This window comes from Saccharothrix carnea (assembly GCF_003014735.1).
Classification (GTDB): domain Bacteria; phylum Actinomycetota; class Actinomycetes; order Mycobacteriales; family Pseudonocardiaceae; genus Actinosynnema; species Actinosynnema carneum.
The window spans coordinates 220,855-240,238 of sequence record NZ_PYAX01000005.1 but is presented as its reverse complement, the minus strand read 5'-3'; the positions used below and the strand labels follow the sequence as shown (position 1 = coordinate 240,238).

The 19,384-nt window shown below is 71.3% G+C and carries 17 protein-coding genes; 5 read left to right on the top strand and 12 right to left on the bottom strand.

The window, feature by feature from the left end; all coding sequences use genetic code 11:
• Window positions 1–35 precede the first annotated feature (35 nt).
• On the top strand, window positions 36–3,815 hold the full coding sequence (locus B0I31_RS15950; RefSeq protein ID WP_146173859.1) for a P-loop domain-containing protein: 3,780 nt from the start codon (window positions 36–38) through the stop codon (window positions 3,813–3,815).
• 32 nt (window positions 3,816–3,847) lie between these two features.
• Here B0I31_RS15950 and dnaB read toward each other — a convergent pair whose 3' ends face one another.
• The 6 genes from dnaB to B0I31_RS15920 form a co-directional block, all read right to left on the bottom strand.
• A complete protein-coding gene (dnaB, locus tag B0I31_RS15945; RefSeq protein WP_073897890.1) occupies window positions 3,848–5,209 on the bottom strand; it encodes a replicative DNA helicase in 1,362 nt (453 codons plus the stop codon).
• A 414-nt stretch (window positions 5,210–5,623) separates the two neighbouring features.
• Window positions 5,624–6,082: a 50S ribosomal protein L9 gene (rplI, locus tag B0I31_RS15940; RefSeq protein WP_106616178.1), complete on the bottom strand. Its 459-nt coding sequence runs from the start codon at window positions 6,080–6,082 to the stop codon at window positions 5,624–5,626.
• Between the two features lie 13 nt (window positions 6,083–6,095).
• Window positions 6,096–6,335 carry a 30S ribosomal protein S18 gene (gene rpsR, locus B0I31_RS15935; protein WP_015805710.1) on the bottom strand — a complete coding sequence of 80 codons (240 nt, stop codon included), beginning with the start codon at window positions 6,333–6,335 and terminating at the stop codon, window positions 6,096–6,098.
• A 53-nt stretch (window positions 6,336–6,388) separates the two neighbouring features.
• A complete protein-coding gene (locus tag B0I31_RS15930) occupies window positions 6,389–6,886 on the bottom strand; it encodes a single-stranded DNA-binding protein (protein WP_106616177.1) in 498 nt (165 codons plus the stop codon).
• Window positions 6,887–6,899: 13 nt separating this feature from the next.
• Entirely contained in the window at window positions 6,900–7,247 is a 348-nt protein-coding gene (gene rpsF / locus B0I31_RS15925) for a 30S ribosomal protein S6 (protein WP_106616557.1), read from the bottom strand.
• Window positions 7,248–7,377: 130 nt separating this feature from the next.
• Complete coding sequence (locus B0I31_RS15920; RefSeq protein WP_106616176.1) at window positions 7,378–8,379, bottom strand: hypothetical protein; 1,002 nt, start codon at window positions 8,377–8,379, stop codon at window positions 7,378–7,380.
• Between the two features lie 155 nt (window positions 8,380–8,534).
• Here B0I31_RS15920 and B0I31_RS15915 point away from each other — a divergent pair, with 155 nt between their 5' ends.
• Window positions 8,535–9,305, top strand: coding sequence for a deoxyribonuclease IV (locus B0I31_RS15915; RefSeq protein WP_106616556.1), 771 nt, complete (start codon window positions 8,535–8,537; stop codon window positions 9,303–9,305).
• Between the two features lie 23 nt (window positions 9,306–9,328).
• Window positions 9,329–10,711 (top strand): glycosyltransferase family 87 protein, encoded by a 1,383-nt coding sequence (locus B0I31_RS15910; protein ID WP_245949964.1) that lies wholly within the window; start codon window positions 9,329–9,331, stop codon window positions 10,709–10,711.
• Here the strand turns inward: B0I31_RS15910 and B0I31_RS15905 are convergent.
• The 3 genes from B0I31_RS15905 to B0I31_RS15895 form a co-directional block, all read right to left on the bottom strand.
• Window positions 10,708–12,282, bottom strand: a complete 1,575-nt coding sequence (locus tag B0I31_RS15905; protein WP_106616175.1) for a glycosyltransferase family 87 protein — start codon at window positions 12,280–12,282, stop codon at window positions 10,708–10,710. The two genes, B0I31_RS15910 and B0I31_RS15905, sit on opposite strands and share 4 nt — an antisense overlap.
• 150 nt (window positions 12,283–12,432) lie before the next feature.
• On the bottom strand, window positions 12,433–15,300 hold the full coding sequence (locus B0I31_RS15900) for a transglycosylase domain-containing protein (RefSeq protein ID WP_281262299.1): 2,868 nt from the start codon (window positions 15,298–15,300) through the stop codon (window positions 12,433–12,435).
• 94 nt (window positions 15,301–15,394) lie between these two features.
• Window positions 15,395–15,799, bottom strand: a complete 405-nt coding sequence (locus B0I31_RS15895) for a DUF5318 domain-containing protein (RefSeq protein WP_181320190.1) — start codon at window positions 15,797–15,799, stop codon at window positions 15,395–15,397.
• Window positions 15,800–15,967: 168 nt separating this feature from the next.
• On the opposite strand from B0I31_RS15895, the gene B0I31_RS15890 reads away from it, so the two are divergent.
• Entirely contained in the window at window positions 15,968–16,513 is a 546-nt protein-coding gene (locus tag B0I31_RS15890) for a PadR family transcriptional regulator (RefSeq protein WP_073897904.1), read from the top strand.
• Window positions 16,514–16,553: 40 nt separating this feature from the next.
• Window positions 16,554–17,645, top strand: a complete 1,092-nt coding sequence (locus B0I31_RS15885; protein WP_106616174.1) for an inositol-3-phosphate synthase — start codon at window positions 16,554–16,556, stop codon at window positions 17,643–17,645.
• Window positions 17,646–17,700: 55 nt separating this feature from the next.
• Here B0I31_RS15885 and B0I31_RS15880 read toward each other — a convergent pair whose 3' ends face one another.
• Genes B0I31_RS15880 through B0I31_RS15875 form a run of 3 tightly spaced genes read right to left on the bottom strand, consistent with a single transcriptional unit; the run spans window position 17,701 to window position 19,251 of the window.
• Window positions 17,701–18,429 (bottom strand): SDR family NAD(P)-dependent oxidoreductase, encoded by a 729-nt coding sequence (locus tag B0I31_RS15880; RefSeq protein ID WP_106616173.1) that lies wholly within the window; start codon window positions 18,427–18,429, stop codon window positions 17,701–17,703.
• Window positions 18,430–18,439: 10 nt separating this feature from the next.
• Window positions 18,440–18,601 carry a hypothetical protein gene (locus B0I31_RS40635; RefSeq protein ID WP_181320189.1) on the bottom strand — a complete coding sequence of 54 codons (162 nt, stop codon included), beginning with the start codon at window positions 18,599–18,601 and terminating at the stop codon, window positions 18,440–18,442.
• Window positions 18,598–19,251, bottom strand: coding sequence for an HAD family hydrolase (locus B0I31_RS15875; RefSeq protein ID WP_106616172.1), 654 nt, complete (start codon window positions 19,249–19,251; stop codon window positions 18,598–18,600). Before B0I31_RS15875 ends, B0I31_RS40635 begins: the two co-directional genes overlap by 4 nt.
• Window positions 19,252–19,384 lie beyond the last annotated feature (133 nt).

Genomic DNA, 19,384 nt, shown 5'->3' with positions numbered 1-19,384 from the left:
TCTGCGGTCGGTGGCCGTGCGCCAGAGTGGTCGTCGTGACAGACACGCCCGAGGTCCACAACACCACCACGGGCCCGGCGGTCGGCGGGGTGGTGGTGCAGGCCGGCCACATCGTCGGGAACGTCACCATCGTCTCGGGTGACCGGGTGCCGCGGTCGGCCTACCGGGAGCAGGTGCGCCGGATCGCCCCGGAGTCGTTGCGCGACCGCGAGCGGGAACTGGCGCGGCTGAGCGAGTTCTGCACCGCGCCGGACGGCCGGGCCTACCTGTGGTGGCGTGCGCGGGCCTGGGCGGGCAAGTCGGCGCTGCTGGCCTGGTTCGTGCTGCACCCACCGGCGGGGGTGCGGGTGGTGTCGTTCTTCGTCACCGCCCGCTACGCGGGGCAGAGCGACCGGGTCGCGTTCACCGACGTGCTGCTGGAGCAGCTCGCCGAGCTGCTCCACGAGCCGGTGCCCGCCTACTTGACCGAGGCCACCCGCGACGCGCACCTGCTGTCGATGCTGGCCGACGCCGCCCGCCGGTGCGCCGACCGCGGTGAGCGCCTGGTGCTGGTCGTGGACGGGCTGGACGAGGACCGCGGCGTGACCACCGCTCCCGACGCGCACAGCATCGCGGCGCTGCTGCCCGCCCACCCGGCGGCGGGCCTGCGGGTGGTGGTCGCGGGGCGGCCGGAACCGCCGCTGCCCGCCGACGTGCCCGGTGACCACCCGCTGCGCGACCCCGGCGTGGTCGAGGTCCTGAGCCCGTCACCCCACGCGGCGACGGTCCGCGCCGAGGCCGAGCGCGAGCTCAAGCGGCTCCTGCGCGGCACGTCCACCGAGCAGGACCTGCTCGGCCTGGTGGCCACCGCCGGTGGCGGGCTCGGCAGCGGTGACCTCGCCGAGCTGACCGGGTCGGCGCGGTGGGAGGTGGACGACGAGCTGCGCGCGGTGTCCGGGCGCACGTTCCGCCGGCGGGCGGGCCGGCCCGGTGACCGCCCCGAGGTGTACCTGCTCGCCCACGAGGAACTGCAGAACGCGGCCGTGGCGTTCCTGGGCCCGTCCCGGCTGGACGGCTACCGGCAGCGCCTGCACGCGTGGGCCGCCCGCTACCGCGATGAGGGCTGGCCGGCGGGCACGCCCGACTACCTGTTGCGCGGCTACTTCCCCGTGCTGCACGCCACCGGCGACCTGACCAGGATGATCGCCTGCGCCCTCGACCCGGCCCGCCACGACCGGATGCTGGACGTCATCGGCGGGGACACCACCGCCCTCGCCGAGATCACCACCGCCCAGGACGCCCTGCTCGACCACGATCCCGCGGACCTGCGGAACATGACCCTGCTCGCCGCACGTCGGGACAGCCTGGTCGAGCGCAACCGCCACGTACCGGTCGCACTGCCCGCCGTGTGGGCGCGGCTCGGTCGTCCGATCCGCGCCCATGCCCTGGCCCGGTCCATCGCCGATCCGCTCACCCGGGTAGAGGCGATGGCGAAGCTGTGCGAGGCGCTGGCCGAGCACCCGGCCGGTGAAGAGGTCCGTGCCGACGAGGTGCTGGGTGAGGCCGAGGAGATCGTCCACGGGATCGGGTATCCACAGGAGCGCGACAAGGCGCTGGCCCTGGTGGCGGGCGCGGCGGCGCGGAGCGGGAACCTCGATCACGGTGTCGCCCTGGCGCACGAGGTTGCCGGCGAGCACCGTCGGGCAGAGGCGCTGAGCGGAGTGGCGGCGGCCGGCGCACGAGCGGGGGACGTTCGCGGCGCCACGGCGGTGGCCCGGACCATCCCGGAACGGTTCCCGCGCTTCCAAGCGCTGCGCGAGGTGGCGAAAGCGGCGGCGCGAGCCGGAGACCTCGATCAGGCCGTCGCGGTCGCCGGCGAGGCCACCGACCCCGGCGAGCAGGCCGAGGTGCTGAGGTGGGTGGCCGAGGCCGGAGCACGCACAGGGGACTTCCGGGGCGCCGCGGCGGTGGCCCGTGCCATCGCCGACCCGGTCCAGCGCGCTTGGGCGCTCGCCGGGATGGCCGAGGCGGCGACGCGGGCAGGCGACTTCGACCGCGCGGCGCGGTTCGCCTCCGACGCCGTCGCGGTGGCTCGGGACCGAGCCGGGCAGCACGGCCGGACGACCACGCTGGTGGCGGCGGCACGAGCCGTGTGCTGGGCCGGTGATCACCACCGCGCCGCGAACCTCGCTCGCGCGGTTCCCGACCCGGGTGATCGGGCACGGGCGCTGGTCGCGGTGGCCGAGGCCGTGGCACGGTCCGGAGAACTCGACCGCGCCGCGACGATCGCCCGTGAAGCCGAAGCGGCGGCACGAGCCGTCGACCCGACCGATCAACAGGCGTGGGTGCTGGCCGCGGTGGTCAAGGCCGCGGCCCTCGCCCGTGACACCGAGTACGCGACGCACCTCGCCGACCACGCCTGGTCCTCGGCCCGGACCGTGGTCGACAACGCGGCGTGGCGGGGGACGATCCTGGCGGAAGTGCTGGCGGGTCGGGCCAGGGGCTCCCGATCCGTGCCGACTCCGCCGCAGACCTTTGCCGACCCGTACGAACAGGACCAGGTGTTGGCGCGGGCAGCGGAGACCCTGATCCGGGACGGGGACCTGGACGCCGCCGAAGCCCTGGCCCGGGCACTCGCCGACCCCGCACGGCAAGCGAGAACGATCACGCTGGTGGCCCTGGCCGCCGACCACGACCGCGCCGCGCAACTGGCCCACCACGCCGAAATGCTGGTCAGGACCCCCACGTCCGCGCCGCAGCGGGCGCTGGCGCTGGCCGAGGCCGCGAGCGCGGTCGCGCGGACCGGAGACCTCGACCGCGCCGCGGAACTCGCCCGCCACGCCGAAACCTTCGCCAGGACGACCGCCGACCCGCGCTGGCGGGCACAGGCGATGGCGGCGGCGGCACGGGCGTTGGCCCGGTCGGGACGCGCCGACCGCGCCACGGCCCTCATCACCGAAGCCGAGGCGCTCGCCGATGTCCTCACCGACGAGCGCGATCGCGAGTGGGTGCGGATGATCGTGGCAGAGGCGGCGGCGCAAGCCGGGGACACCGCACACGGCCTGGATGTCGCCCACACCATCACCAACCGCCTCAACAGGGCACCGGTGCTGGCCGAGGTCATCGCGGCGGTGGCGCGGGCCGGCGACATCGACCACGCCAGACACCTCGTCCAGGGGATCACCGATGACTCGTACGGTCGGCTCAGGGCGGCCGCGGCGGCAGCGCGAGCAGCGGCGGAAGCCGGTCACCACGCGCACGTGCTGGTCCGGGACGTCGAAGCCCTGGCCCGGGACTGCGGCGTCGACAGTTGGCGTGCGGAATTCCTGGCGGCAGCGGCGACGGCCGCGGGGCGGGCCGGAGAAGCCGACCACGCCCGGCGCCTCATCAGAGATGCCGCCACGATCGCCAGAACCGCTCCCGGTCAGGAGGACCGGATTCGCGAGCTGGCCTTGGTGGCGAAGGCCGCGGCACGAGCCGGTGATCGCGACCACGCCACGACCCTCGCCCGCGAGGCCGAAGCCGGACTCCGCACGGCCACCGTCTCGTCCCCACTGGCCTGGGCGTTGGGAGAGGTCATCAGAGCCCTGGCCCTCACCGGGCACCCCCACCAGGCCGTGACCCTCGCCCGGGACCTGGCACCCCGCTTCCGGGCGAGTGCCCTGGGGTACGTGGCGCGGCACGTCGACCCGGCCGACGCCCGTCCGCTGATCGCCCGAGCGCTGCGGCTCGCCGACTGGCGGGACACCGTCGACGCCCTCGCCGCGGTGGAACCCGCCGCACTGACCGACGTCGCCGAAGCGTTCCTCGCCGAGACCGCGACCGAGACGGGGTGATCACCAGGCGGCGACCGCGACCCCCGAGCCGGTCAGCCCTGGGCGAGGTCGGCGAAGCGGCTGTAGTGCAGCTGGTGGGCGACGGTGATGGTGGCGGTCGGGCCGGCGCGGTGCTTGGCGATGATCAGGTCCGCCTCACCGGCACGGGGGTCGTCGCGCTCCCACGCATCCGGGCGGTTGATCAGGATCACCATGTCCGCGTCCTGCTCCAGCGAACCGGACTCGCGCAGGTCCGACAGCTGCGGCCGCTTGTCGGTCCGCTGTTCCGGACCTCGGTTGAGCTGGCTGATCGCGATCACCGGCACCTCGAGCTCCTTGGCGATCAGCTTCAGGTTCCGGGAGAACTCCGAGACCTCCTGCTGACGGGACTCGGTGCGCTTGCCCGACGACATCAGCTGGAGGTAGTCGACCACCACCAGCCGCAGGTCGTGCCGCTGCTTCAACCGCCGAGCCTTCGCCCGGATCTCCATCATGGTCAGGTTCGGCGAGTCGTCGACGAACAGCGGCGCCTCGCTGATCTCACTCATCCGCCGCGCCAACCGCGTCCAGTCGTCATCACTCATCCGCCCACCGCGCATGTCCCCGAGCCGAATCCGCGCCTCGGCCGACAGCATGCGCATGACGATCTCGGTGCGCGACATCTCCAGCGAGAAGATCGCACTGGTCAACCCGTGCTTCACCGAGCACGACCTGGCGAAATCCAGTCCCAGGGTTGACTTGCCAACGCCAGGGCGGGCGGCGACGATGATCATCTGGCCGGGGTGCAGGCCGTTGGTCAGTTCGTCCAGGTCGGCGAAGCCGGTGGGGATGCCCAAGGACGAGCCGCCGCGCGAGGCGATGGCGTCGATCTCGTCCATGGTCGGCTGGAGCAGTTCCTCCAGCACCACGTAGTCCTCGGTGGTGCGGCGCTCGGTGACCTCGTAGATCGCCGCCTGCGCCCGGTCGACCACCTCGTCCACGTCGGCGCCCTCGGCACCGTTGTAGCCGAGCTGGACGATCCGCGTGCCGGCCTCCACCAACCGCCGCAACACCGCCTTCTCGGCCACGATCTCGGCGTAGTAAGAAGCGTTGGCGGCAGTCGGCACGGTCGCGATCAGGGTGTGCAGGTACGGCGCGCCACCCACGCGCAGCAGCTCGCCCCGGCGTTCGAGCTCGGCGGACACCGTGATCGGGTCGGCCGGCTCGCCCCGCCCGTACAGGTCGAGGATGCAGTCGTACACGGCCTGGTGCGCGGGCCGGTAGAAGTCGTTGGGTGCCAGGACCTCGACCACGTCGGCGATCGCGTCCTTGCTCAGCAGCATCCCGCCCAGCACCGACTGCTCGGCGGCGAGGTCCTGCGGCGGCTGCCGTTCGAAGCCGGGCTCGGCCATGCCCCGGTCGTCCACCAGCGCCACCGTGAGCTCACCCCAATCTGCTGCCGTGCGGTTTGTTGTACCTCGTGGGTCCGACAATCTCCGCCACGCCACGCCCCGTGGTCCAGCGACGCTAGAGCCACCTGGATGGCGTAGGCAAACCCACCTGTGGACAACTCGGTGGACAGCTTGGGGATGGGTGTGCCGAGCTGACCACAGGGCTGGGGAAACCTGTGGACAACCTGGGTACAACTCGGGTCCAGACAAAAGTTATCGCAGGTCAAGCCCTGTGGATAAGTTTGTGGAAAAGTCGTGTGTCACACCTTCGGCGTGTCGCGTGTAACCGCGGCTACGGCGTGTCGCGCACAACGTGTCACACGAGTTGTCCACAGCCGGACGAGCGAAAGCGCCGCCCGACCAGAACACCTGGTCGAACGGCGCTTCCGGGGTAGAACGTCAGAGCGCGTTCGCGACCTCGACCGAGAGCGACACGGTGACCTCCGGGTGCAACCGGACGTTCACCGAGTGCTTGCCGAGGGTCTTGATGTGACCCGCGATCTCGACGGCCCGCTTGTCCAGCGTCGGGCCGCCGGCCGCACGCACGGCCGACACGACGTCGGACGAGGTGACGGAGCCGAACAGCTTCTTCGAGCCCGCCGCGGCCTTGGCCTTCAGCGTCACGGAGCCGAGGCCCTCCAGCGAGGCCTTGATCTCCTTGGCGTGGTCCAGGTCACGGACCCGGCGCGTCTCCTGCGCCCGGCGGATGACCTCCACCTGCTTGGCCGCGCCCTTGGTGGCGACGATCGCCAGGCCGCGGGGCAGCAGGTAGTTGCGGCCGTAGCCGTCCTTGACCTCGACGATGTCGCCGGGGCCGCCGAGGCCGGTCACGTCAGCGGTGAGGATGAGCTTCACGATGCCGTCCCCTTTCTCAGCGAGCGGTCGAGGTGTAGGGCAGCAGTGCCATCTCGCGGGCGTTCTTGACGGCGACCGCGACGTCGCGCTGGTGCTGGGAGCAGTTGCCGGTGACCCGGCGGGCGCGGATCTTGCCCCGGTCCGAGATGTACTTCCGGAGCAGGGTGGTGTCCTTGTAGTCGATCAGGTTGGCGTTCTTGTCCTTGCAGAACGCGCAGACCTTCTTCTTGGGCTTGCGCACAGGCGGCTTGGCCATGTGTGAACTCCTGGGTATTACGCAGTGAAGTGTGGAGTGGACCGGTGCCGGGTCTAGAAGGGGGGCTCGTCGGCGAAGCCACCGGAGCCGGCCGGGGGCGCGGAGCCCCACGGGTCGTCGGCCGGGGCGCCACCGCCGCCACCGCGAGACTGACCGCCGCCGCCGAAGCCGCCGCCGCCGTCTCCACGGCTCACCTTGTTGACCTTCGCGGTCGCGTAGCGCAGCGAGGGGCCGATCTCGTCGACCTCAAGCTCGATGACGGTGCGCTTTTCGCCTTCCTTCGTCTCGAAGGAACGCTGGCGCAGCCGCCCGGTCACGACCACGCGCGAGCCGCGGGTGAGCGACTCGGCCACGTTCTCCGCGACCTGGCGCCACACGTTGCACCGCAGGAACAGCGCTTCGCCGTCCTTCCACTCGCCGCTGTTCTTGTCGAACGTGCGGGGGGTGGAGGCCACGGTGAAGCTCGCCACCGCGGCGCCGGACTGGGTGAAGCGGAGTTCGGGATCGGCGGTCAGGTTCCCGACCACCGTGATCGTCGTCTCGCCTGCCATGGTCGGCGGGCCCCTAGGCCTTGGCCTTGGCCGCGGCCTTGGCGGCGATCCGCGCGGCGGTCTTCGCGGCCTTGGCGGGCTCGCGGCGGATGACCTTGGTGCGCAGCACCGTCTCCTGGAGGCCGAGCTGGCGGTCCAGTTCCTTCACCGCGTCGGGGCTCGAGATCAGGTCGAGGACGGCGTAGATGCCCTCGGCGTTCTTGTTGATCTCGAAGCTCAGCCGGCGCTTGCCCCACACCTCGACCTTCTCCACGTTGCCACCCGTGGTGCGGATGACGTTGAGGAACGTGTCGAGGGACGGCGCGATCGTGCGCTCGTCGAGACTGGGGTCGAGGATGACCATCACTTCGTAATGACGCATGAAGACCACTCACCTCCTGTGGACTCGGCGGCCACGGACGTTCCGTGGCAGGAGGGTCGTCGCGTCAGCAACCCGTGAAGGGTAACAGGCCGTGAACGGTTGCTCTTACCTGGGCCTTCGAGCCGGCGTCTCAGGCGACGGCGCGGCGCAGCACCCAGGTGCGCACGAGCGCGCCCGTCACGCACGACAGCAGCAGCACGGCCAGCAGCACGGGAGCCGCCACGCCGCCGCCCATCCGGCCGGAGCCGGGCAGCGCCTGGGCGCGGCCCGCGGTCTGCACGCCGTCGGGGTCGTCGGCGTCGGGCACGCCGTAGCCGGGCCGGTAGCCGCTCACGCCACCGCCGTAGCGCACGCCCGGTGACGGCGCGTACCGGCCGGGCACGGCGAACGGCAGCGAGCCGTAGCTGAACAGCGGCACGCGGCCGAAGTTGCCGCCCCACGGGTTCGAGCCGTACAGCGGCACGTCGAGCCCGCCGACGCCGCCGACCGGGCTGTTCACCGGTGCCTGGCCGTTCGGGCTGGTGCCGGGCTGGGACGTGCCGGGGGTGCCGCCGGGCTGGCCGGTCTGCGGCGGCGGGTTCGGCGTGGGCTTGGTGCCGGGCAGGCCCGGCAGCTGTCCGGTGGCCTGCTGCGAGGCGTCGGCGAGCGCCCGCGACCCGTCCTGGACGGGCGCGGCGGCGGCGTTGACGCCCTGCACGGTGACGCCGCACAGCTTGGTCAGCTCGGCGCGCACGCCGTTGGACAGGGTGACGATGATCGGCCCGAGCAGCGGCAGCTTGACCAGTTCGGCGTTGACCTTGTTCGCGATGTCGCCGCCGGTGATGACGTCGGTGCCGGTGCCGATGGCGCCGATCGGGATGGGCGGCAGGGCCGAGAACGCCTGGCGGAACGGTTCGGCGAGCGGCGGCCCGAGCAGTGGGACGGCCCGGACGAGCTGCACGATCGGGTCGAGCACGGCGGCCGTGCTCAGCGCCACCGGTGTGCCCGGCGCGCCCTGCACGGTGGTCGCGCAGCTGCCCACGACGACGGGCTCGGCGGCCACGGCCGAACCGGAGCCCGCGGCGGCGCCGGCCGTGCCGACCGCGAACACGACAGCCGTCGCGCTCACCAGCCGAGTGAGCCGGATCCGCATGTCTGGCCTCCTGGCGTACTGCCCGTGCGTCCCGTTTCCTACTTACAAGTAACGAGCGTAGGTCCTGATAGTGACGCGGACCATCCCCCTCGTCGACAAATTTGCTATCGCCGGCGGTCGGCGATGCGTTGCAGCGCCCGACTACCCTGCACGGCATGCGCATCGGGGCCCACGTCCGCGACGACGACCCGCTCGGCGCCGCCGCCGACCGCGGTGCGGACGTCGTGCAGTTCTTCCTGGCCGACCCGCAGGGCTGGAAGGCGCCGAAGCCGCACCCCCAGACGGACGGGTTGCTCGCCTCCGACCTGGAGGTCTTCATCCACGCGCCGTACCTGGCCAACGTCGCGTCGCTGAACAACCGCATCCGCATCCCGTCGCGCAAGATCGTGCTCCAGCACGCCGAGGCCGCGGCGAAGGTCGGCGCCAAGGGCCTGATCGTGCACGGCGGTCACGTCACCAAGGGCGAGGACCCGAACGAGGGCATCGCCAACTGGCGGAAGATGTTCGAGCGGCAGGCCGACAGCGGCGGGTTCGCGGTCCCGATCCTGATCGAGAACACCGCGGGCGGCGAGAACGCCATGGCGCGCACGTTCGACATGCTCGGCAGGCTGTGGGACGCGGTGGGCGAGTTCGACGCCGGGTTCTGCCTGGACACCTGCCACGCGTTCGCCTCCGGCGAGGACCTGGTCGGCATCGTGGACCGGGTGAAGGCCATCACCGGGCGCATCGACCTGGTCCACCTCAACAGCTCGCGCGACGAGTTCGGCTCCTCCCGCGACCGGCACGCCAACATCGCGTCGGGCACGATCGACCCCGGGCAGCTGGTCGCGGTGGCCGCCGCCGCCGGCTCGCCGGTGCTGGTCGAGACCCCGGACGAAGGGCAGGCGCAGGACATCGCGTTCCTCCGCGAGCACCTGGGCGGCTGAGCGTGACACGGGAGGTGGTGGCCGTGCCGGAGCGCGCGGACGCCGGTTCGCGGTTGCCGCGGTTCGGCCGGGTCGCGCTCGCCGCGGTCGTCCTCCTGAGCGGGCTGACGCTGTTCGCCGGCTTCCTCAACAAGGACCGCTGCACCGGGCCGGAGTTCGACCAGTGGGGCCGCAGCGCGCCGGACTACGAGCGGCGCAACAAGGCCGAGGTCTGCTACTCCGACATCCAGCACCTGTGGATCGGCCGGGACATCGACCGGCACGTGTTCCCGTACGTCAACGGCAGCATGAACAGCAAGGGCATGCTGGTCGGCGGCGTGGTCGAGTACCCGGTGCTGACCGGGCTGCTGATCTGGGCCGGTGCGATCTTCGCCGAGACCGACGCGGCGTTCCTGCTGTTCTCGGCGTTGCTGATGGCGCCGTTCGGGCTGGCCACCGGGTGGCTGCTGGGCAAGCTGAGCCGGTGGCGCGCGCTGGTCTGGGCGTTGGGTCCGCCGGTGGTGTTGTACGCGTTCCACAACTGGGACCTGCCGGTCGTGTTCTGCGCGGTGGCGGCGGTGTACGTGGTGCACCGGGGCTGGGGGCGGCGCGAGCGGCCGTTGGCGGACCGCGCCCTGGCCGCGTCGGTGCTGCTGGGCATCGGGTTCGCGTTCAAGCTCTACCCGGCGGTCTTCGTGCTGCCGCTGTGCCTGTACGTGCTGACCGGCGGTCCGGGCGGGCGGTCGCTGCCGCGCGGGGTGCGGTACGACGTGGCGGGCGCGGTGCGGGTGGCGACGGCGTCGGTGGTGACGGCGGTGCTGATCAACCTGCCGTTCGTGGTGGCGGGGTTCGAGGGCTGGCAGGCGTCGTTCGCGTTCCAGGGCCTGCGGCGGGTCGACATCACCACGAACTCGATCTGGTTCTGGTCGATGCGGCCGTTCATGCCGGACGAGACCATGCAGGCGCTGGTCGGGCTGCTGTCACCGGTCGCGATCATGGCGTCGTTCGCGCTGGCCTGCCGGCTCGGGTGGCGGCGGTACCTGGCCGAGGGCAGCTACCCGTGGGTGGCGGTGTCGGCGGCGATGCTGTGCGGTTTCCTGCTGCTGCACAAGGTGCACTCGCCGCAGTACACGCTGTGGCTGGTGCCGATGTTCGTGCTGCTGCGGGTGGACTGGGGCTGGGTGGCGGCGTACTTCGCGGCGGACGTGGCCATGGGCATCGGCATCTTCCGCTGGTTCTACGCGATCGAGTTCGGCGAGCCGTCCGGCATCTACGACGGGCTCGCGGCGCAGGCCGTGGTGATCGGCGTGTGGGGCCGGGCGGCGCTGCTGGTGGCGTTGTTCCTGGTCTTCCTGAAGTCGGAGGTCACCTTCACCGACTCCACCCCGAGCCGCCGCCGTCCGGCCACACCCACCACCGCCGACTAGCTTCCCGTACCGGCGGCGACCGCGGGGGCGTCCTCGCGCCGCCGCTTGAACCGCAGCGCGAACCGGTCCGGTGCGCCGTCGAAGACACCGCCGCACGGGTCGTCATCGCCCGCCTGCCGCACCTTGTCCCGGCTCGGCCGGTAGATCTCGCGCACGATCATCCCGCACAGCACGATCACCGCGACGTCACGCGCGACGACCGTGCCCAGGAACCAGTCGATCGGCAGGCCCTTGTTCTCCACGCCCAGGTAGAAGAACATCCGGGGCACCCAGACCAGCGCGTCCACCACCATCCACGCCAGCAGCGGTTTCCACCGCGGCAGGGCCAGCACGGCCAGCGGCACGAGCCACAGCGAGTACTGCGGGCTCCACACCTTGTTCGTCAGCAGGAACGCGGCCACCACGAGGAACGCCAGCTGCGCGAACCTCGGCCGCCGCGGCGCGGACATGGCCACGAACCCGACCGCGGCGCAGCACACCAGGAACAGCACCGCGCTGACCGTGTTCAGCACCTCGGGCGCCTGGCCGTGCGCGAGACCGGGGTCGAAGCCCTGCCACCCGGTCCACTGCGCGATCACGTTGTACAGCGAGTCCGGGTCGACGCCGCGCTCGGTGTTCAGCCGGAAGAACTCCCGCCACCCGTCCGGGTAGAGCCACGCGATCGGCGCGTTCACCAGCGCCCACGTCGCCAGAGTCGCGCCGAACGTGGTCCACCCGGCCTTCAGCCGCCCCGACCGCCAGCACAGCAACAGCAACGGCCCGAGCAGGAACAGCGGGTACAGCTTCGCCGCGCCCCCGAGCCCCAGCAGCACGCCCGCCAGCACCGGCTTCTTGCGCGCCCACGCGAGCATGCCCGCCGTCGCGAACGCCGTCGCCAGCGTGTCGAAGTTGGTGAACGCGTGCACGATCACCAGCGGCGACACCGCCACCAGCACCGCGTCGTACGGCCGCCGCCTGGCCAGTTGCGCCACCGCGTACGCGGTCACCAGCCACGCCAGCGCCAGCCACAGCGCGGTGATGTTGAAGTACACGATCACCGTCATCGGGTTCGGCAGCCACCCGGACGAGGCGATCACCGTCCAGCCCTGCGCCATGCGCGCGTTGAGCAGCTGGAACATGCCCGTCAGCACGGGGTACTCCATGTACCGCACGTGCGCCGTCGGCTTGCCCTCGTCGTCCACCCAGGACGTCTTGTAGGGGAACGTGTCCGGCTTGTCCAACCGCTCCGCCGTGTACAGCGGCACGGTGTCGGAGTAGCACATCGCGGTGAACTGCTTGCTGCCGCGCCAGTCGAGCTGCACCACGCCGTTGTCGTCCACGTACTGCTGGATGCACGGCGACTTCTGGAACCACGACAGCGCCAGCGTCACGACCGCGAACAGCAGCACGACCCGCAGCGGTGTCCAGAACCACTGCCTGCCGACCGACGCGTGCCGTCCGACCGGCCCGCCGATCGGCTTGCTCGCGGTCCGGGCCAGCGGCTCGGTCCACGTGGGGTTGACCCGCTCCTCGGGGGTGAGCGAGTCGGTGTCGTCGGCGTTCGTCCGCGAGGGCTCCGAGGGGCTGGCCACGGTGACGGATGCTACGGGCACGGGTCAACGGAAGATGTGAGGTCGACGCGAACCCCTCGGTGACCGCTGCGGTCTCCAGTACCCCGCCCGCACGCGAAGAGGGGCCCGGCACTCGGCCGGACCCCTCTCGACGTGCGCGAACCCGTGTCGCTAACGCGTTGGCGGACTGCCGTTGCCGATCGGGTCGGGCTCGTTCTCGTCCGACGTGGTCGGCTGGGTCGGGCAGGCCAGGCCCACGCACGGACGGGTGGTCGTCGGCTTCGTCGTCGTCGTCCGACCCGTGGTCGGCTGAGTCGTCGTCGTCCGATTGTTGTTGTCGTCGTCGTTCTTCTTGGTCGTCGTGGTGGTGGTCGTGGTGGTGGTCGTCTTCGTCGGGTTGTCGAACTGGTTCAGCTTCCGGGGCTTCGGGAAGGGCTCCGCCGGGGTGCCTTCGAGCGCCTTGTCCATGAACCGCTTCCACACCTGACCCGGCAGGCCACCACCGAAGACCGGCCTGCCCTGGGCGTCCCTCAACGCCACGTTGCCCTCGTCACGGCCGACCCACACCGACGCGGACAGCGACGGCGTGTAGCCGACCATCCACGCCTTCGAGTTCTGGCTGGCGTCGTCGGGGAGCTCGTGCGTGCCGGTCTTGCCCGCGCACTCGCGGCCCGCGCACGGGATCTTCGAGTACGTGAGGACGGGCTTGAGCGACTCGGTGACGTTGTCCGCGATGTCCTGGTTCTTCTGCGGGTCCGGGTCGAACGCCTGCCGGGACACGTCGACGTGCTGGTAAACGGCCTTGCCCTCGGCGTTGGTGATCTTCGAGATGAAGAACGGCTCGTGGTAGACGCCGCGCGCGGCGAACGTGGCGTACGCCGATGCCATGTCGAACGGCCGCACCTGCGCCTCGCCACCACCGATGGCGATACCGACGTTGGGCGCCCCGCCGTTCTCGTTGACCAGCAGGTCCTTCTTCACGCCCTGCACCTCGACGGACTTCGGGATGCCCGCGGCGTGCGCGGCGTCGGCGACCGGCTGGGTGCCGATCTCGATCACCATCTCGTAGAACACCGTGTTCAGCGACATCCGCATCGCCTCGCGGATGGGGCACTCCTCACCGCACGTGTTGCCCGTGTCGGAGGCGTTGCGGATGGTGATGTTGGTGCCGCCGAGCTTGAAGGTCTTCGGCGAGCGGCCGTCGTAGGTCGTGCCGAGGCCCTTGCCCGCCTTCAGCGCGGCGACCAGGTCGAACGGCTTGAACGACGAGCCGGCCTCCTGGAGCGTGTTGGTCGCGTAGTCCAGGCCCGTGCCGTCCGCGCCCGCGTAGTACGCCCGGACCGCACCGGTCTGCGGGTCGATCGCGGTGAGCGACGACCTCAGCTCCGGCGGCTGCGGACCCATGATGTCCCGCACCGCCTCCTCGGCCGCGAGCTGCTTCGGCGGCTCGATGGTGGTGTGGACGGTGACGCCGACCTTCTGCGCCTTCTCGACGTCCCACTCGACCCTGTCCATCTCCTGGATGACCTGGTCGCGGATGTGCAGGCGCGGCCCGCTCAGGCCGGACTGGTCGGTCTGCTCCAACGGCACCGGCATCTCCGCGGAACCGCGGTAGGCCTGGTCGATCCAGCCGTGCTTGAGCATCTGGTCCATCACGTAGTTCCAGCGCTCTTCGCGGTACGCCGGCTGCTCCGACCGGCCCGGGTTCTGGATCATGCCCGCCAGCAGCGCGGCCTGCGTGTGGGTGAGGTCCTTGAGCTGGACGTCGCCGAAGTACGCCTTCACCGCGGTCTTGATGCCGTAGCCGCCACGACCGAAGTAGATCGTGTTCAGGTACGCCGTCAGGATGTCCGGCTTGTCCTGCTGCTGCGACATCTTGTACGCGGTGACCGCCTCGGTGAACTTGCGGGTCAGCGTCATGTCGGCCTGGTCGGTGGCCTCCTTGACGTACTGCTGCGTGAGGCCCGAGCCACCGCTCTGCTCGCCCTTGAGCTGGTACCAGCCGGCGCGGGCGATGGCGGTGAGGTCGAAGCCGACGTTCGTCATGAACGTCGGGTCCTCCGCGGCGAACACGGCGTCCTTGAGCGTCTGCGGCAGGTCCTCGTACTTGACCAGGGTGCGGTTCGCGTCACCCGGCGCGTACTTGGTCATCTCCGTGCCGTCGGCGTACAGGATCGTGATCGCCTTGCCCTGGTCGGCCGCGACCGCCTCGGGGTTCGGCACCTCGACCACCTGGTAGGCGATGGCGAACGCGACGACCGGTGCCAGGAGCATCAGCCCGAGGGCGACGTAGGTGGTGCGGCGCACGCGGCGCCACACCTTCTTGCGACGCACGGCGCGGGCCTCCTCCTCGGTCAGCTCCTCGTCGTACTCGTCGTCGTAGAACGGCTCCAGCTCGACCTCGTCCTCGCGGTGCGTGAGGAGCTCGGGCTCGCGGGGCGTGGTCTGGTAGACGGGCGGGAGCAGGTCGGTCGGCTCCTCGCCGGGACGCCGCTGCGGGCCACCGGGACCGGCGGGTCCACCGGGGCCTCCGGGACCGCCCGGCCTGCGCGGACCACCGGGGCCGCCGACCGGTGGCCTGCCGCCGGGCGGCACGGGACCACCGGGGGCACCGGGTCGGCGCATGCCGCCGGGAGGCGTGTTGGGGCGCTGGGGCGGGCCGCCGGGCACGTTGCCCGCGACGGCCGGGCCTTCGGGACGCGCACCGGGTACCGGGCCGCCGTGCCTGCCGCCGGGGCCGGGGCCCGCGGGCCTGCGCGGCGGTGGGCCACCCCGGGGGATGCCACCGGGCGGGGTGCCGCCCGCCTGCGGGAAGCCGCCGGGTGGCGTGCCCGGACGGGTGAACCCGCCCGGTGGGGTGCCGTGCCTAGGGCCGGGGCCGTCGAGCGGTGAGCGCGCGAAACCACCTGGCGGGGTGTTCGGACGCTCCGGCTGATCCCCGGCTCCGTGGCGCGGTGGGTGACCGCCGCCGTCCGGGTCCTCCCCGGTCGGCCATTGCGGCTCCGCGCCACGATGCCTGTCGTCATGCTGGTCGTTCACGAAATGGCCTCCCAGACCGGCGTGCCGTTGCACGCGGTTCGGTGGTCGTACGCCGCTGCTCCTCGCCGGAGCGGCGCCCGTGGTCGGAGCAGGTTCACTCCGCCGCGGTCCTCCTGCGTGGCTTGCGAGAGTTCAGGCCACGCGTTCCCAGGACGTATGACTGCACCAGGTGGTTCCAACTACATGTGCGGCAAACTTCGACCACGTACACGGTGAACTCCTCGAAGAGGGTCGCCATGCGGGCCAGCTCGTCGGCGGTGCGCGCGGATCCGGCCGCGTGCTTGAGCTCGTCGCCGTAGACCCAGGACACGTGGGTGAGCGGTTCCTTCCGGCACACCGGGCAGGTCTGCTCGGTCGGCCGGCCGTGGAACTTCGCAGCTCGCAGCAGGTACGGGCCGGCGTCGCAGACCTCCATCGTGCCCACTCGGCCCGCGTAGACCTCCGCCAGCAGCGCACGGCGCTGCAAGGCGTAGTCCACGACCTGGCGTTGGGTCGACACGACGACCAGAGTACGTGCCGCTCCAACCCGACCGATGGGCCGTTCAGGGCAGTGGGCCGAAGGCAGGGGTCGCTGTGTGCCACGCGACACGGCATCTGCGTGCGCGGATGTATCGCACCGATATACTGACCGCACCCATCGGCGCTCACCTGAGCGGGGAGGTGCTACGTGCTGGAGTTCGCGGTCCTCGGCCTGCTGCACGAAGCGCCCATGCACGGCTACGAGCTGCGCAAGCGCTTGCACGAGTTGCTGGGGGCGTTCCGCGCGTTCTCCTACGGGACGCTGTACCCCACGTTGCGCAAGCTGCAACGTGGCGGCCTGATCGTCGAGGAAGTGCCCGAGGAGGACTCGGCCCGGTGGGGCCGCCGGGCGCGCAAGGTCTACAAGCTCACCGCGGAGGGCAAGGAGAGGTTCGCCGAACTGCTGGCCAACGCCGGACCCCAGACGTGGGACGACGACTCGTTCGGCGTCCACCTGGCGTTCTTCTCCCGCACCCCCGCCGAGATCAGGATGCGCATCCTCGAGGGCCGCAGGCGCCGGGTCGAGGAACGCCGCGAAGGACTGCGCACCTCGTTATCGGCCACCAGCGAACGCATCGACCGGTACACCCGGGAGCTGCACCGGCTCGGGCTGGAGAGCACCGAGCGCGAAGTGCGGTGGTTGAACGAGCTGATCGCCCACGAGCAGGCCGAACAGCGCGAGCGGGACCAATAACCCCCGAATACGAGCACGGAAGAATCAAGGAGGACTCGGCATGGGCGACAACCGCCGCACCGTTCGAGTGGCCATTGTCGGGGTCGGCAACTGCGCGGCGTCGCTGGTGCAGGGCGTCCACTACTACCGCGATGCCGATCCGAGCACCCGCGTGCCCGGTCTGATGCACGTCCGGTTCGGCGACTACCACGTGCGCGACATCGAGTTCGTCGCCGCGTTCGACGTGGACGCCAAGAAGGTCGGCACGGACCTGTCCGAGGCCATCGGGGCGAGCGAGAACAACACGATCAAGATCGCCGACGTGCCGCCGCTCGGCGTCACCGTGCAGCGGGGTCACACGCTCGACGGTCTCGGCCGGTTCTACCGGGAGACCATCGAGGAGTCCGACGAGCAGCCGGTGGACGTGGCGCAGGCGCTGCGCGACGCCGACGTCGACGTGCTGGTGTCGTACCTGCCGGTCGGCTCGGAGGCGGCGGACCGCTTCTACGCGCAGGCCGCCATCGACGCCGGTGTGGCGTTCGTCAACGCCCTGCCGGTGTTCATCGCCTCCGACCCGGAGTGGGCCGAGAAGTTCCGCGCGGCCGGCGTGCCGATCGTCGGCGACGACATCAAGTCGCAGGTCGGTGCCACTATCACGCACCGCGTGCTGGCCAAGCTGTTCGAGGACCGCGGCGTGCAGCTCGACCGCACGATGCAGCTCAACGTGGGCGGGAACATGGACTTCCTGAACATGAAGGAGCTGGAGCGGCTGGAGTCCAAGAAGGTCTCCAAGACGCAGGCCGTGACCTCCCAGGTCGACCGCGACCTCGGCAAGCGCAACGTGCACATCGGCCCGTCCGACTACGTGGCGTGGCTGGACGACCGCAAGTGGGCGTACGTGCGGCTGGAGGGCCGTGCGTTCGGCGACGTGCCGCTGAACCTGGAGTACAAGCTCGAGGTGTGGGACTCGCCGAACTCGGCGGGCATCATCATCGACGCGGTGCGCGCCGCGAAGATCGCGCTCGATCGGGGTATCGGCGGCCCGATCCTGTCGGCGTCGTCGTACTTCATGAAGTCCCCGCCGGTGCAGTACTCGGACTCCGAGGCGCACGAGGCGGTCGAGGCGTTCATCCGCGGCGACGTGGAGCGCTGAGCTTTCCGCCGGCCGGAAACCCCCTGCACGCGTTCGTGCAGGGGGTTTCCGCCGGTCAGCGCTTGGACAGCCGCAGCGACTGCCACGACCCGTCGGCCGTCCACCCGCCGTCCACCGGCAGCGCGACCCCGTTGACGAAGCCGCTGCGGTCCGGGTCGGCCAGGAAGGCGACGGCCTGCGCGATGTCGTCGGGCGTCGCGAACCGGCCCATCGGCACGTGGTCGGTGATGTCGGCGTCGCCGTAGTGCCCGCCCGCCTGCGACTCGACGTCCATCTCGGTCTTCACCCAGCCGGGGCACACCGCGTTGACCCGGACCCCGCGCCCGCCCCACTCCACGGCGAGCGTGCGCGTCATGCCGATCAACCCGTGCTTGGTGGTGTTGTACGCGGCCCGGTCCGCGACACCGCGCAACCCGGCCACGGACGCGATGTTCACCACCGCACCCCGACCGCGCGCCAGCATCACCCGCCCCAACGCCTGCGTCAGCAGGAACGGCCCGGTGAGGTTGACCGCCACCATCCGCTCCCACTGCTCCAGCGACGTGTCCTCGAACGGCGTGATCCCCGCGATGCCGGCGTTGTTGACCAGCACGTCCACCCGATCCCCGACCCGCTCGACCACCCGGGCCACGTCGTGCGGCGACGACACGTCCCCGACCACCCCGCCCTCGGTCTCCCCGAGATCGAACCCGACCACCTCGTACCCGTCCCCGCGCAACACCTGGGCCACCCGTGCCCCGATCCCCTGCGCCGCCCCGGTGACCACCGCAACTCGTCGTTCCATGTGCTGAACGCTAGGTGGTCCGGCAGAGCACGCACACGTCCCAGTCGAACGGCTGCGAGGCGATCGCGTCGAGCACCGGGCGTAGCCGGCCGTGCCGCGGTGGCACACCTCGCAGATCGACGGGCCCCGTGGTGGCGGTGTCGCCCGTGCTCTGTTCGACTGTGTCGGTCATTCACCTGGAGGTGCAGAGGCTAGTGCAGCGGGCAGGTCCGAGAGGTCGCGCAACACCGTGACGTGGGCCAACACCACCGGGTCCGGGGGGAAGTGCGGGTTCGGGACGGCGTAGACGGTCATGCCGGCGGCCAGGGCGGCGCGCAGGCCGTTGGTCGAGTCCTCCACCGCGGCGCTGCGGGACGGGTCGACGCCCAGCTTCGAGGCGGCCAGGAGGTAGACGTCCGGCGCCGGCTTGCCCGCGCCCGCCTGTTCGCTGGAGATCGCCACCGGCACCACGTCGGTCAGGTCGGTCGCGGCGAGGAAGGACTTGATCAGGACCGGCGGGGAGGAGCTGGCGATGGCCACCGGGTAGCGGGACGCCACCTCGCGCACGACGTCCACCGCGCCCGGCAGCACGGGCGGGCCTTCGGCGTAGCGCTCGGCCATCTCGCCGATCACGCCTGACGCGGTCTCGGCCGGGGTCAGCCGGACGCCGACCTCCGTCACCAGGTACGTCGCCCACTCGGGCGTGCTCATGCCCTGCATCGCCCGGGTCGCCGCGGCCGGCCACGTGCCGCCGTGCCGGGCGGCGAAGGCCTGCCGCACCTCGTCCCACATCCGCTCGGAGTCCACCAGCACGCCGTCGAGGTCGAACACCACCGCATCCACACCCCTGACCGTAGTGCGATCACCGCCCCTCGGCCGCCGGGCCGCGTACCGGCCCGCCGGGTGTGACGATCCGCGACCACCCGACGACACGCGGTGTGAGCTGCTGGTATCGGCTGGTTAACGATCGATGTGT

What these genes read in the sequence shown, in the direction of transcription:
- B0I31_RS15920 (WP_106616176.1), bottom strand. Translation starts at nt 8,379, where the DNA reads ATGCGGATCCGGCTCACTCGGCTGGTGAGCGCGACGGCTGTCGTGTTC.
- B0I31_RS15885 (WP_106616174.1), top strand. Translation starts at nt 16,554, where the DNA reads ATGGGCGACAACCGCCGCACCGTTCGAGTGGCCATTGTCGGGGTCGGC.
- rpsR (WP_015805710.1), bottom strand. Translation starts at nt 6,335, where the DNA reads ATGGCCAAGCCGCCTGTGCGCAAGCCCAAGAAGAAGGTCTGCGCGTTC.
- B0I31_RS15880 (WP_106616173.1), bottom strand. Translation starts at nt 18,429, where the DNA reads ATGGAACGACGAGTTGCGGTGGTCACCGGGGCGGCGCAGGGGATCGGG.
- rpsF (WP_106616557.1), bottom strand. Translation starts at nt 7,247, where the DNA reads ATGCGTCATTACGAAGTGATGGTCATCCTCGACCCCAGTCTCGACGAG.
- B0I31_RS15915 (WP_106616556.1), top strand. Translation starts at nt 8,535, where the DNA reads ATGCGCATCGGGGCCCACGTCCGCGACGACGACCCGCTCGGCGCCGCC.
- B0I31_RS40635 (WP_181320189.1), bottom strand. Translation starts at nt 18,601, where the DNA reads ATGACCGACACAGTCGAACAGAGCACGGGCGACACCGCCACCACGGGG.
- B0I31_RS15930 (WP_106616177.1), bottom strand. Translation starts at nt 6,886, where the DNA reads ATGGCAGGCGAGACGACGATCACGGTGGTCGGGAACCTGACCGCCGAT.